Annotated in this window: 9 protein-coding genes and 1 pseudogene; 4 read left to right on the top strand and 6 right to left on the bottom strand. The window is 44.4% G+C overall.

What is annotated here, in order from left to right; translation table 11 throughout:
• Positions 1–544: pseudogene (locus HMPREF9163_RS12580) on the top strand (ATP-binding protein); the annotation flags it as partial.
• Positions 545–804: 260 nt separating this feature from the next.
• Here the strand turns inward: HMPREF9163_RS12580 and HMPREF9163_RS09595 are convergent.
• From HMPREF9163_RS09595 to HMPREF9163_RS12755, 6 genes are all read right to left on the bottom strand, one after another.
• Positions 805–1,716 (bottom strand): ORF6N domain-containing protein, encoded by a 912-nt coding sequence (locus HMPREF9163_RS09595; RefSeq protein WP_009441582.1) that lies wholly within the window; start codon positions 1,714–1,716, stop codon positions 805–807.
• A 387-nt stretch (positions 1,717–2,103) separates the two neighbouring features.
• Positions 2,104–4,704, bottom strand: a complete 2,601-nt coding sequence (locus HMPREF9163_RS09590) for a DEAD/DEAH box helicase family protein (protein ID WP_009441581.1) — start codon at positions 4,702–4,704, stop codon at positions 2,104–2,106.
• A 3-nt stretch (positions 4,705–4,707) separates the two neighbouring features.
• Positions 4,708–6,606, bottom strand: a complete 1,899-nt coding sequence (locus tag HMPREF9163_RS09585; RefSeq protein ID WP_009441580.1) for a site-specific DNA-methyltransferase — start codon at positions 6,604–6,606, stop codon at positions 4,708–4,710.
• Position 6,607: 1 nt separating this feature from the next.
• Positions 6,608–9,241 carry a DEAD/DEAH box helicase gene (locus HMPREF9163_RS09580; protein ID WP_009441579.1) on the bottom strand — a complete coding sequence of 878 codons (2,634 nt, stop codon included), beginning with the start codon at positions 9,239–9,241 and terminating at the stop codon, positions 6,608–6,610.
• Complete coding sequence (locus tag HMPREF9163_RS09575; protein ID WP_009441578.1) at positions 9,238–10,755, bottom strand: DUF1837 domain-containing protein; 1,518 nt, start codon at positions 10,753–10,755, stop codon at positions 9,238–9,240. The genes HMPREF9163_RS09580 and HMPREF9163_RS09575 overlap by 4 nt, the downstream gene beginning before the upstream one ends.
• 34 nt (positions 10,756–10,789) lie before the next feature.
• The gene (locus tag HMPREF9163_RS12755; protein WP_083475872.1) at positions 10,790–10,915 is read right to left on the bottom strand and encodes a helix-turn-helix domain-containing protein; all 126 of its coding nucleotides are present in this window, start codon (positions 10,913–10,915) and stop codon (positions 10,790–10,792) included.
• 704 nt (positions 10,916–11,619) lie between these two features.
• Between HMPREF9163_RS12755 and HMPREF9163_RS09570 the strand changes: the two genes are divergently transcribed.
• The 3 genes from HMPREF9163_RS09570 to HMPREF9163_RS09560 form a co-directional block, all read left to right on the top strand.
• The gene (locus HMPREF9163_RS09570; protein ID WP_009441576.1) at positions 11,620–12,144 is read left to right on the top strand and encodes an RNA polymerase sigma factor; all 525 of its coding nucleotides are present in this window, start codon (positions 11,620–11,622) and stop codon (positions 12,142–12,144) included.
• A gap of 247 nt (positions 12,145–12,391) precedes the next feature.
• Positions 12,392–12,652: a hypothetical protein gene (locus HMPREF9163_RS09565; RefSeq protein WP_009441575.1), complete on the top strand. Its 261-nt coding sequence runs from the start codon at positions 12,392–12,394 to the stop codon at positions 12,650–12,652.
• A partial coding sequence (locus HMPREF9163_RS09560; RefSeq protein ID WP_009441573.1) for a DUF2800 domain-containing protein occupies positions 12,642–13,527 on the top strand: 886 nt, incomplete at its 3' end. The genes HMPREF9163_RS09565 and HMPREF9163_RS09560, both read left to right, overlap by 11 nt.

Genomic DNA, 13,527 nt, shown 5'->3' with positions numbered 1-13,527 from the left:
AGGATGCCGCTTTCACCGATGACTTTGCAGACGTACAGGGATAGTATCAAGCGAAACGTGCGCTTGAGATTCAGCGGCGGGCGGGCACAATGTCCTCATGGTCGGTGTGCCCGGCTCTGGCAAGACGATGCTGGCACGTCGGATGAGTTCGATTCTGCCGGAACTGACGAAGGAAGAGGCCATCGAGATCACAAAGATCTACAGCATCTTGGGGCTGCTCGGCAAGGATACGGGGCTTGTGACGACGCGCCCCTTCCGCAGTCCGCATCATACATCCTCGACGGTGGCGATGATCGGGGGCGGGAGCATACCGCGTCCGGGCGAGGTGACGCTTGCGCATCACGGCGTACTCTTTCTGGATGAGCTGCCGGAGTTCAGCAAGAAGACGTCTGAGGTGCTGCATGAGCCGATCGAGGATCGTCAGATTACCGTCTCACGTGCGAACGCAACGCTGACGTTTCCCTCCAGTATCATTTTGGCAGCCGCGATGAACGAAGTAACGTCGATAACGATACAATGTCATAATGAACGAGAGGCAGCTTGATACCTTATCGAATTACACGAATTGGTAGGGGAGGATTTGAAGAGAGCTGTAAGGTCGAGTACATAGAAGAGTTTTCACAGATTTTTATTTCCTAGGGAAATTATAGGACGACTCATGGGCAACAATTTACCCATAAGAAGCATTCATACTCAAAAATGGCGCGTAGCTTTTAGCTGCACGCCGTTTGGTTTATCGTCTGCTTTTTTCAGGGCTTCGATGGTCTTGTGGCATTGCCGCCTCACCGGGCCATGAGTGTATTTTTACAAATGTGCCAGAAGTTCCTGTAGGAGTGCCTCATCTTGCAAAAGCGTGATGGCAAAACATTTCTTTCCGGCATCTTTAAGCGATGCGCCAATGTGATATGCCTCTTGGTGGTCAAGAATCAGGAAGCGGTCGTGAAAGGCATTGGTGTAATTGATGGTAAGCGTTGGATATTGTCTGTTGAAGGTCGCAACATCTGTTGCCGTCAATCTCGTATTACTGAATGTGTGGATTTCCACACCGACATTGACTTGCTTTTTTGCCAGTAGATTGAGGGTTCCTATATCCACATAGCCGTCAATGAGAATGATGTCTTTGGCGGCCTTTTGAATTAGACCCGCCAACAAGCTGAAGGCATCGTAGATTTGCCCGTTGAAGAATATCTTTTGGCTGGACTCCGTATGGGCATGGATAAAGTCAAAGACCTCCGCAAATTTCTCGTCGGTTTCTTTTTGAGAGATGAGTTGCTTTAGCTCCATTCGTTCTATGCGTTCGAAAAGTTGGGCATTCCCTGCGATGAATCGCCGCATCTCGACAAAAGCCCGCATAATGCCGATGCTGACCGCTATGGCGACATCGCTTCTCAGTACTCCGGACAGCATGGAAATCCCTTGCTCTGTGTAGACGTAGGGGAGATAGCGTCTGCCGCCATGTGCAGTATCACTTGAAATCCCAATTTGGGATTTCAAGATTTCAAACTCATCCTCCGTGAGTTGAAAGCGAAAATCATCCGGGAAGCGGCTAGCATTCCGGGCTACATTGCGGTTCAGTATTCTTGTCTCCACTTGATAAAGCTGCGCCAAATCTGAGTCCAGCATAACTTGAATGCCGCGAACGGTGTACACTAAGTTCCTTATGTAACTTGTGTCTATTGGGACTATGGATGTCTGCTCAGGAGATTTCTCGCTCATAAAAGATCCTTTCCTCTTGAGGTGCCAAATTGGGATCTCAAATTTGGCTGTTGAACAGCAATCAACCAAATTTTCTTGAGGTAACTTTTACTAATTCTACAGAAATTTGTCGATTTCCTACTAATCTCAAAAACATTATACAATAAAATATAATGAGATATCAAAAAATCAAGAGTAAGACAGCACTACTGGCGTATCGCATGGGGAAACGGTGAAAATTCAAACGAGCAGAATTGGATGCATGGAGATAGACAGTGGGAAGTATGTAGTGATTTGTTGAAGCAAGCGAAGGAAATATTACAGTCATGCGTTCTGTATTGCATATTGATTTGGAAAGAAAAATGAGCGCCAACACTGACGCCCATTCTGCTCAATATCAGCAATAGATTACGACGACAACAGTTCTTTGAATTCACTGTCAAAATCCTTTAACCCGTTATCCTGATTGAAGAAGTGGAATCCCCATATCTTATAGTCATTATCGTCAGAAAAGATTGTTACAGGAATTGCTTTATCCCGTAACTGCAAGAGGAAGGCTTCTTTCCATGCATCTTTTTCCAATAGATGTGTCCCCTTTGGTTCAATAAATATCTGAAGCTGCTCATAGTTGTCAGACCTGTTTTTTTGCAGGAAAAGAACATAGTCTGGTTCAAAACGTTCTCCGTCCGCAAATGAGTATATATGGAATTCACGTTCGTTACGGACTAGGAAGATTCGATTGTAGACTTTCTTTAGCTCATCGACATAGTCTCGAAAATAGCTGACAAACGCTTTTTCCTCAGAAGTCCCAAAATTGTCGGTATACGCGAACCAATCTTCTGCGGAAAGGTCAATTTTCCAGTCACTTTTCACAGAAGGATCGTTTTGTGAGATACCAACGCCGCCATCATGAGGATCAGTATAGTTGACAGTTTTGTTTCGGAACACTTCACAGATGCGCTTTCCTCTGAAGTCTGTCGTCCCCATATAGGTTGTTTCGATACCGGAAATGGCACCAGCAATTTTTCCGAGCACATCGAAAACTGCAGCATAGAGAATCTCCGTTGATGGATGCACATCTTTGCTTTGGATGTCGATGCGTACATTTCCAAGGTAAGCACTGTCTGTAATGAACTGCCTCGTAGATATAACGTTTGGAAAATATGAATGCAGCGTATTGAACTTGAAAATGGGATATTTCATCAAAGCCTTGTTGACAATGGCATAATTTATTGCAGCAATTTGACCGATCGTCATATGTGCCGTTTTCAGATCTGGACGGACTTTGTGTGTTCCAAGCTCTTCAGTCATCACTGCGTCAATGCCGGAGTTGCCCATGGATGCACGAAAGCGGTATATATTATCCCGAATGGTCGGCGAGAGATCTCTTACTTCGCAGCGATCCTTTACCGTTCTGCTATTGAGAAAAATGTATCCATTGGTATATATAACATCCTTTTTGAAATCATCTTTGAGGATGTATTCACGCTGCACAACATTATCCGTATCCAAGCCGATCTCACGGAGAGCATTGCGTAACTCCGTAACATAGCGATGATCATTCTGACAGTGGTAATAGAGTGTTTCACAGACGCGGAGTTCGGAGGTTATATCCTCATCGAACTTTCTCTGGAATTTCGGTTGTTCATCGTCCAATTGGAACGGGCAATATCTTGCTCCGCGACCAATCAGCTGCGCTTCTGCAATCGTTGCAGGAGAGATCCTTTTGCTGCCGGATTGTCTTGTCTCGTATAAACGAACAATGTCAAACAGATTTAGGACATCCCATCCCTCATCTAATTTCTTGACCTCAAATATTGCACGGTAGGGATTATCCGCATCTTCGAGCGAATTGAGCAGAATCTGCTTCTGCGTGACATCTTTGTCATCATTCACAGAAACACAGTGTTCCTCGGAGAAATCATCTCGTAGTTCTGCTGCCAACATATCGAGAGAAATGTTGTTGTCCTTAAAATAGTTGAACGCTTTCTCTATGATTTCGTTATTTGCTGATGCAGAAAGGCTGCGCAGCCGCACTCCTGTCAAGCTCTTTGTTGTCTCGATAAAAGCCGCCATGAAGTCTTTGCTGTCGGCAACTTTTGCTGCCTTAAACAAGATGACTGGCTTGATGTTGAGACGTTGATCCTGAAAGAGTTTCAGTCGGTATTGGCTGAGAATGAGCGCCATCAAAGCCCGATCCATCAGCGCAAGGTCGGAGCGAAATGTAATGATATCCTTAGAATATCTGTCGTTGTAGAATTTCGTTAGAGCATAGTCAAAAATGATCTTATTCTCATATGCCGCACGAATCGCCTGGTTTGATAGATCACACGTAGCGGTGAACTCCAATAAAATATTTTCTGTATTTCTACAGAAGATATTTTTCACGGTTTGCTCCCATGAATGATAGAGTTCATCCTCATCTGTTGTTCTGTTTCTTTTCGTATCAACGTTCAGATGATGCGCTTCATCCGAAATCAGAACAACCTTTTGCTCATCAAAGTCATCAAATGACATCCCGTTTTCTTTTGCCATCCACATATCCGTGTGAAGTCCCTGTGTGGTAGTAAAACAGATATTGATAGCATCTTTGTCAGTGTATTGGAAGTTATCGACCCGATTGATTCGGATGTGTTCGCCGTCTAGTATAATCTCCTCTGTAAACAGGTACTTTGAAGATACTGGGTTGCAGAAATTTTCTCTTGTCTTCTCTACGATTGTTGAGAGGTTGACAAAGAAGAGGAAGTTACGATACCCCTGCTTATAGAGATACAGCATCAGTCCTGCCATGATCAGTGTCTTACCGCTGCCGGTCGCCATATGAAACAATATCTGTGTGGGCTTTGGGCACTGCTTACTCTCAAAATGTGTGATGAAGTTTTCGAATGCCTGCTTCTGGTATGGACGAAGCTCGAATTTTGGGTTTAAGTTTTCTGAGATATATGGTGGTAGTGGGGGAGGGGCTCCGTATTCACGGACTGCATCTATTTTTTCATATAAGAATGCCATCAATTACACCTCTTTGTAAAAACTTCTCGTGAATGCCTTATCCTGTTCGGAAACACCAAATTCAGCATCGTCTATATCGCAGTAGTTTACATATAGCAGATTCTTGTCCAGGAGATCCATGAGGAAGCGTTTCTTGTCCTCCATGGAAAGCTCGGCATAATCAGCGGCAGCCTCATTAATATCTCTCGGATTTACCTTATAGCTGATAAACCCTGACTTCATCAACTTGTCCCGTATCTTAGATAGTGCTGTATCGTTTGTCGCTACCTCGATTTCTTCGACTATCGTCTGATTCAGTTTTGCCAACTCGCAGTAGACAAAAGACCCGCCGCCTTTCCAGTCGACTTCCTTTGAAATCCCACCATCTTCACCGTCAATGACTTTTTTTAAGCGGTCAACGATAAATGTCTCGATATAATCCATCTGTTCACAGAGAATATAACGCCTATTCATCTTGTGCGCTACGGCAGCAGAAGTTCCGCTACCGCCAAAGAAATCAAGAACAATATCGCCCTCCTTGGTAGATATATCATAAATCCTTTTGATTACTCTTTCAGGTTTTGGTGTCTTAAATAAATCACTTGTTACAACATTTGGAGAGAGTTTTTTTTGCTCATATTTTGCCTGCCGTGTATGACCTGTCTCTTCGATATTAATCCACATAGGGGATTCACATATATCCCACAAGGTTGAGGGAGGTAATCCTTTTTGTTCGTTAAGATAAGTTCTGCGGATAATCCCGGTGCCAGATTCATTGAATCTGATTTCTCCAGTAGACATTCTTCTGATAAGCTCTTGTCGATTCCATCTCCATCCATTTACAGGAGGATTAATGATATTTCCATTCGGTGCAGTAATTGTGTATTGTAAATTTGGACGTGGATTAGGGGAGTTTACAGGGTTGCCATCGAACCAAGGTCCGCGCGGATCATTGTCAGGGTTCTTATAGTGGGTTGCTTGAGTTTCCGTTCGATCTAGCTTATAGCTTTCCCATCCTTCATTATTTGAATAGACAAGAATATAGTTATGATCCTGTGAAAATTGTTTTGCATCATTGTTGCTGTTATCAGAGTTTCTCCAAATAACAGTTTGCACATATCTATTTCTTCCAAAGATACCGTCCATAAGGACTTTTAAATATGCCTGTTCATTGTCATCACAGAACACGAACGTTGTTCCGTGTGTTGATAGTAACCGCATGGATATCTCTAGCCTTGTTTTCATAAAAGTAAGCCATGTAGAATGATTAAAATTGTCATTATATCCAAAGTCACTATTCTTTCTGTTATAAGGTGGATCAATACAGATGCACTTGATTCTGCCTTCGTAACGTTTAAGGAGCGAAGAGAGTGCCAGCAGGTTATTCCCCTTTATGATGAGGTTGTCATCATCTGAGAATGTAGCCGCCTCAGAAACTCCGTCGGCAGAATAGCGCTTTGCCTGCGTCAGGACCTTTGGATACAAAAGGCGAGTAACTTCATCTGGCGCAAGCGTACTGTTGTAAAAGATTTCCTGTCGCTTCTGATCCTCACGCGTTTGTCCTCCTTCTAACACGCAGTCTTTGTACGGAAAAACGAGCTCCACTTTTTCTGACGTTGCAATAAGGTTTCCCTCTTCATCTGTGAGACCTATTTTGTTTTTAAACCGTGTATAGCTGTCAGGCAGAAACTGACGGTTGTTGATTGTCCATGCAAAGTCCATCTTATCGAATACTTTGACACCGCCAACGTCCTTAAAGAAATGGGCGGCAGTTTCCGGATTTGCAAGCAGGAGGCGGAGCAGTGGCGCATCCATCTGCATGGCGGCTTCATAGACGGCGTTCCGAAGGAACGTGCCGTCCTCGGCCACAAACCTTCTGTCTGATTTTAATACCTGCAACACAGTTTCGTAAAAATTTGACATCTCATTCTTCTCCTTCGTCTAAAAACAGTTCTGGTATGTTGTACTGGATATATTCAGTGTCCCTCTTTACCAGTTCGTTTGGGGAGTCTAGCAGGGGCCTCTTTAGCAGTTTCGGTCTGTCTGATGATCCTCGGACATACTTATCGGCATGACGCCGTATATATTCCGTTGACTCTCGCCTAAAACCACTGCGTTGCAACAGAATCCGCAGGTGGTTGGTTGTGCCGTACTCTATAAATTCATACCAGTTATTTGTAAATGGATCATCGGGATGCTGTCGCCGATATTCCTCTGAGAAGCGCAGAAAATAGCTTGATAATCGAAACAGAAGTACATTTTCGATTGCTTCAAGTGTGTCAGCGATAATAATATTTTTATGCTTCTGTGAGCCGTTGAATACCTCTTTTTCTTTATAATCGACACGCACCTCTCTTCTTTTTTCAGCATAATCAGTGATGCTTCTTTCGATGATATAACTCAACCCGTACCCTTGCATCCATTGAAGCAAGAGAACGGTATACCATGTCAGCTTGCTGTAATGGTCTCCTTCGCCGGCACCAAGGGTTTGATTCTCATAGATGCGCCACTTGAAAGCAACGGCTAGTTTGTTCAGAAAGGTGAGTGCTTCTTGATAATTGGCGCCTCCTTTTAAGTCATGTATTTTCGGGTAGGAAAGTCCGTTGCGGATGAGTTCTTTGATACCCTGTATCTGATCATACGACACGTTAATATCGTCATCTGGTTTTTTGCCGGTCACGGAAAACTCCGCACGGATTTTCTCTTCTATTTCAGGTGTTAGGTATGGGGAAAATTCCCTTCTGACACGACTGTTTTGATGGTTTACTATATCACCGACAAGTATCAGCATTGTTTTTCTCATCAGATCATAGTTGTCCTCACTCTGATCTTTCGGGGTCTTATGTATTTCTACGTTACCCGATAGCAGTGTGTTGACAATAAATTCTTTCTGATTTGATTTCAGTTCGGCTTCAATGGAGAGCTTCTGTGGGGGAACGTCGGCAATCAACAGGTTTTCAAAATTTTTCAAGTCGATCTCTGCTTCATGGGTTTCAAGGCGGACAACAAAGACGTTTCCATATAGATTATATTTTGCACGACCGACGCGCCCAATCAGATTCTTGAAGTCGACCTCTGAGAAACGACTTATGCCCTTCTTATAGCTTGTAATAAATAGATTCTCCGCAGGTAGATTGATTCCTTCAAGCAGGGTGCTAGTGCAAAATATTGTCTTTATGAGGCCTTCGCGATAGTAATTCTCGAGCTGCATTCTGATATTCGCAGGAAGGTAACCTATGTGATAGGCTACGCCTTTTTCTACTAATTCTGCAAGGTAATATTCCTTATGAACATCTCTGCGGATTGCTTCTGCAAAGGATTGAAGTTTCTTATCACCAACTACCTCCTGTGTTTTAGCGTAGTTTCGTGCAAACTGGATGGCATCATTTTTTGACTTACAGTACACGATATTGTGTTTTCTATCGCCAATCCAAACAATCAATTCACTCAATGAGTATGGGCGGGGCATCTCATAGAACTTTAGAAATTTTTTTGTATACGAGTCAAAAATCCGTATGTTACGCTCCCATAAATCGACAATGTATTTCACTTGACTAACAGGGGCGTATTTGCAAGTTGCAGTTGAGTTTTCAGTTCTCAAATAGGCTTTTTTTGAGAGGATATCGAGAAAGATTTTGGGATTCGGGATATTTGGTGAGGCGAATATAATATGGGGCGTTGATTGCCGTTCTTCCAGTTTTGTAATCACTTTGTAGTAGAAAACACTTCGTTTGTCACTGGAAGATATTTTATGAGCTTCATCTACGAATAGGTAATCTATCTTCAGCTCAGGATCGTCAATCAGGATGTAGAGCATACGTTCTTGGGTTAGTATGAAAATATAGTTGTGTTCCGTTTCGAGTGCTATTGAGCCGGATGAAGTTACGATGCGATAATTTGTTTCTTGTAAAAGTGTGGTCAGGTTGTCTATCAATTCATTCGTGACTTCGTTTATCAGAGCCTTAGTCGGAATGAGAAGTGCGAAATTCTTCTTTGTACCTTTCATGAGCTGCTGCTTAATAAACACACGCATCATGTAGGATTTACCCATCGATGTAGGTGCGGAATAGCTAAAATATGGCTTGGACAGACTGTCAAATATTTCCTTCTGGGCAGGGAAAAAGGCGGCCTCTTCATCCGATGGTACGGAGAGGTAGTTCCTATTAAAGTGCGTGAGTATCTGTTCGAGAAGAGAGGCACTCTTGAAATCGGGTGTTAAGCGCTTCATTCCGAGAAAATTGCATGTGGTCGCAAGAACAGAACCGAGGCAATATTGAATATCTTCATTCTGGGGATACATATCATAGAGAAGTGCAATCATTTCTTGTGCACGCGTTTTGTGTGTATCAGACAGACTGGTACCAGATGATTTTGATAATACATCAATAAAAGTGAGTGCATCTTCGATATTTACGGGGGGATCTTCTGGATCACTCAAGTTGAATAATCTCTTTGAGTAGTTGATGAGGATATTTTGATACAACTTTTGTAGGTACTTATTGTTATCTATTTTTGAAAACAGATACTCCCCGAAGGAGACATCTCTGAATTTATTCATAGGGAGCCTCCTTCGGTTTGCAGCAGCTTGTTCATAATATCCTTTTTATCTCTGTCTACATCCGTAAAAGGCAGCAAATAGATATATAGCGAGTATCCATCGAGACCATATTGTATGACTTTGGACTCGATATATGGCACGCTGTTCAAGATGTCATTCTTAATTTGGGCGATAGCATCTCGCTGATATACATCGATGGACTTTCCTCTTGCTGGTAGATTATCCAAGGTATAACCTAAAAACAGACCAAATGCCGTAGCTGGTTTTTCCACGTTAGTCTCAGAAGGCAAAATAATAGCTTCGAGTTGCTCGCAAACATCCCTTGGAAACGCACCTTCGAAGATGGTAGCTTCTACAAAACGGCGTTCATCCTTCTTCCTGTTTTTTATCCTTTGTGCATCCGCAAAAGCTCTGTCAATAGTTTCCTTCATACTGCTGTTTAGCATGGATACTCCTAATACAATCTGGTTAAATGGGATCACTGCATTTGCAGTAAGAAGATGTATGCCGGAACTTTCGCTTGAAATAATGCCATTATGAGCACTTAGTTCAACATTACTCATCAGTTTAGGGGCATGAAGAACTTGCTCTAAAAAGACGTAAAGCAATAATTCTCCGAGTTCAGTCTCGGGTTCCTGTTTGTTTTTTGTAATAAATTCCTTGATATGAGCAATCGCATCGTAAGAAAGTGAAGAAATCTCCTCTTCATCCACATACCGATTTATCTGCGCTCTAGAGTAGACGTAATACCCAATGTTATTGCGAAGGTATTTCCAAAGACCTTGATAATCGAAATCGAAGTCATCAAATTTTAAGCAAAAAATCTGGAGGTCGTGGTTAGCAGAAATAGAGAGTGTTTCACTAGATATAGGTGTAAAAATCTGATTGAATTTTCCTATGCTGGTCAGGGGAATAGATGCAACTGTTTTTGGCATGGATGCCTCATAAAATGAAATTGTATCTACATAAGGGGTGTAGGTGGCATAGAAATTTTTTTTGATCGATTTTGTAAAGGCAGGATCTATGGTGTTATCTGTTTTGGCGACAGCATAGATAAATATATCTGTTAAGAACTCGGATAGGACAAATACATTTTTATCTTTGAGTTCTATTTTTTTGAGACTCTTGATTGTACCAAGTTGTGTGGTATCTGGTATATTATCATCCTTTAGTATGATGTTTTTCAGAGCAAGAACGGCGTTTTTCTTTCGCGCCTCATCTAGTGCAGGAATGATTTCCGCAATAAAATAACGTTCAATATCACGGGCGTCTTTTCGTAGAGCCATCTGCATGATTTCGGCAGGAAGATTTTGCGCTGCATTATGAATCTTACTGAAGTTAGCGGGCGAATAAGTCACCTCAGATCCATCAGCAGTTTTATATGAAAACACTTTTGCTCCTTCGTCACATAAAGACAAGAAGATTTTCTCGCAAAAGGGATCAAACTTACGCGCGGCAGAGATTGCGCATGATGTCATAACTCTAACGTAAGAGCCTACGCCAAGATACTCCATGGGACTCCTCCTTGCAATATTTATCACACCCAGATCAATCCCTTTTTATCACATCAACAATATCACCAATGCTACAGTCTGACGCTATGCATATCTTATCGAGAGTTTCCAGACTCACGGTTTTGTTTTTCCATCTTAGTGATTGTGGATGAGGTAATATCTGTTTTTGCTGCCATGTCTTTCTTTATCATATTTCTATTAGCAGCTTCTACGGCTTGTTGTAATTAAATTCCAGCGAGGTCTCTCTTCATTTAACACGCTGATGTCATTAATACAATATTATAGTATAAATTTTTATTCCTTTCAATTTTAAATTGAAAGGAATAAGGTTTTTCTTCGAGTTCTCCAATGATAAATGTTCCAGGATCTTCTTGCTCATTGTAAGAAGATCCTGGTTTTTTGTTCTGAAAATCTTCTTATTACATTCTTTTTCTATTCGTTTTTTGCACCCACTCTTTTTGTTAGACTTTAAGTGCCAAAAGAGAAGTGGGCGGTATAGCAGAACAAAAACGGTGACCATTACGCTGTATTTTGTCCGCTGTTAAGTGAGGGGGTGTAGCGCTACAATACCGTATCTATTGTTAATTAAGAAATCCAACTCAAGCTAATCCTCTTGTCCCGGGCATGACATAAAACTGCCGGTCATCGTGGAAGTGTTGCCCGTGCGCATTTAAGGGCAGTTCGCCACGGAAGCGGTGGCACAACTGAATACGGAAGCCATGCCAGCGAACGGCAGGTGCAATCTGGGGCGGGGAACCTATTCCCGCAACGGGTGTATTTCTGCATCTTGCACGACCGCCGGCATCAACAGCGGGTCTCCGTCCCTTCACAACCTCGGCGGTTGTAGGGCGGAGGCCTGATTTTATGCCAAACACAGTCAAAAAAAGTACGTTTCTCTTTCCCGTTCGTGACGCAGTCGATGCTGACAAGGTGACGCTCGTCTCTGTTTCTCGGGATTTCTATATTAAAACCACACGGGAAATCAACAACAAGCGCAAGCGTCTTCAACGCAGCGGCGAGTGCTGCTGTCCGCGCAATTTCATGTGGAAGTGTGATGGCAACTGTGATCGCTGCCGTTATCACATCCCAGATCCTGCGCTGCTTCATCTGGATGCACCCATCAAGATGGATGAGAACCTCTCGCTGATGGACACCATCGCGGATGACGCACCGCGCCCCGAGGAGATCATCGCTCACAAGGAACTGCTGGACGCGCTCATTCGGGAGCTTGCACAGTTCGATGAACGTGAGCGGAGGATGTGTGCGCTTATGTCTGCGGTTTCCGAGCGCGAGGCAGCAAAGCAGATGGGGCTGCCAAGGAATACCCTTGCTTACCGGTGGGCAAAGCTGCGGGAAAAACTCGCAAAGAATCTCAACGAATATCGCTGATTGACAAGGCTCTCCAGATGTTTCTGTGCATCGGGAGAGTTTTTTTTGAAAAACTTTCGGCCATATTGCCTAAAAGTGTCCAGTGGGGTAGTGGAGGGAGCAGGAAAGCTCCCCGGAAAGGAGGACGCTCCCATGAGCAATCATGACGCAGAGCTGATTGGTCTTCTGACGGCAATCAGCGTGATATCGAAACGACTGGCGGGGAACATCATCCGCCTCTCGCAGACAGACAAAGGAGGAAAGATGCATGGACAAGGTCATCGAGGAACTTTGGGCGTGTGCCGCAACGCTCAGCGGCATCGCCGATACGCTCGCTAAGATGGCAGAGCTAGAGGAAGCCTCACCAACACTTGAGGAGGTACGCGCCGTACTTGCGAAACTCTCTGTCGAAGGACACAGTGCCGCAGTCAAGTCACTGATTGCCAAATACGGTGCGGCAAAACTCAGCGAGCTTGCGCCGGAACATTATGTGGCACTCCTGAAGGAGGCTGAGAAGATTGGCGCGTAAACACGCTGTTCTATCCGCATCCTCTGCCGCACGTTGGATTGCCTGCCCGCCGTCGGCGCGGCTCAATGCGGAGCAATCCGACACACCGAGCGAGTACGCCGCCCAGGGGACAGATGCGCATACGCTCTGCGAGTACAAACTTCGCAAGGCTCTGGGTGAGCGGGTACGCGATCCGACCAAGAAGCTGTCCTCCTATGACAGCGAGATGGAAGAGTGTGCCGAATTCTACGTCCAGTTCGTTACGGGGCTTGTAGCGCAGTTCCGCGAGGAGTCGAAGGATACGATGGTGTCCGTGGAGCAGCGCGTGGAGTTCTCGGACTTTGTGCCGGATGGATTCGGAACGGCGGACACGCTCATCATCTCCGGAAAGACTATCTGCATCGTGGACTACAAGCACGGTAAGGGCATCGAGGTCAGTGCCGAGCGCAATCCGCAGATGATGTGCTACGCGCTTGGCTGCGTCCAGATGTTCGATGGTCTGTACGACATCGAGTCAATCTGGATGATTATCTTCCAGCCGAGGCTCAGCAACATATCGGAGTACACCATCTCCAAGGCAGACCTTCTGACATGGGCACAAGATACGCTCGTACCTGCAGCAAAACTGGCACACGCAGGGGAGGGCACGTTTTGTGCGGGGGCGCACTGCCAGTTCTGCAGGATCAAGGCAACGTGCCGCAAACGCGCGGAGTACAATCTGGAACTTGCGAGGTATGACTTTGAGATGCCGCCGACCTTGGAGGATGCAGAGGTGGAAGCGATTCTTGCAAAGGCTGACACACTAGCCGCATGGGTCAGTGACATCAAGGAATACGCTTTGCAGAGGGCGATTCAAGGCAAGCAGTGGACGGACTGGAAACTGGTGGAAGGCCGCT

Source organism: Selenomonas sp. oral taxon 138 str. F0429, from assembly GCF_000318175.2.
GTDB classification, from domain to species: Bacteria; Bacillota; Negativicutes; order Selenomonadales; family Selenomonadaceae; genus Centipeda; species Centipeda timonae.
The sequence above is the reverse complement of the archived record's forward strand: the minus strand, read 5'-3'. Positions and strand labels throughout refer to the sequence as shown.

Coding starts and splice junctions, on each gene's coding strand:
- HMPREF9163_RS09595 (WP_009441582.1), bottom strand. CDS start 1,716: ATGAGCGAGAAATCTCCTGAGCAGACATCCATAGTCCCAATAGACACA.
- HMPREF9163_RS09590 (WP_009441581.1), bottom strand. CDS start 4,704: ATGGCATTCTTATATGAAAAAATAGATGCAGTCCGTGAATACGGAGCC.
- HMPREF9163_RS09585 (WP_009441580.1), bottom strand. CDS start 6,606: ATGTCAAATTTTTACGAAACTGTGTTGCAGGTATTAAAATCAGACAGA.
- HMPREF9163_RS09580 (WP_009441579.1), bottom strand. CDS start 9,241: ATGAATAAATTCAGAGATGTCTCCTTCGGGGAGTATCTGTTTTCAAAA.
- HMPREF9163_RS09575 (WP_009441578.1), bottom strand. CDS start 10,755: ATGGAGTATCTTGGCGTAGGCTCTTACGTTAGAGTTATGACATCATGC.
- HMPREF9163_RS09570 (WP_009441576.1), top strand. CDS start 11,620: ATGCCAAACACAGTCAAAAAAAGTACGTTTCTCTTTCCCGTTCGTGAC.
- HMPREF9163_RS09565 (WP_009441575.1), top strand. CDS start 12,392: ATGGACAAGGTCATCGAGGAACTTTGGGCGTGTGCCGCAACGCTCAGC.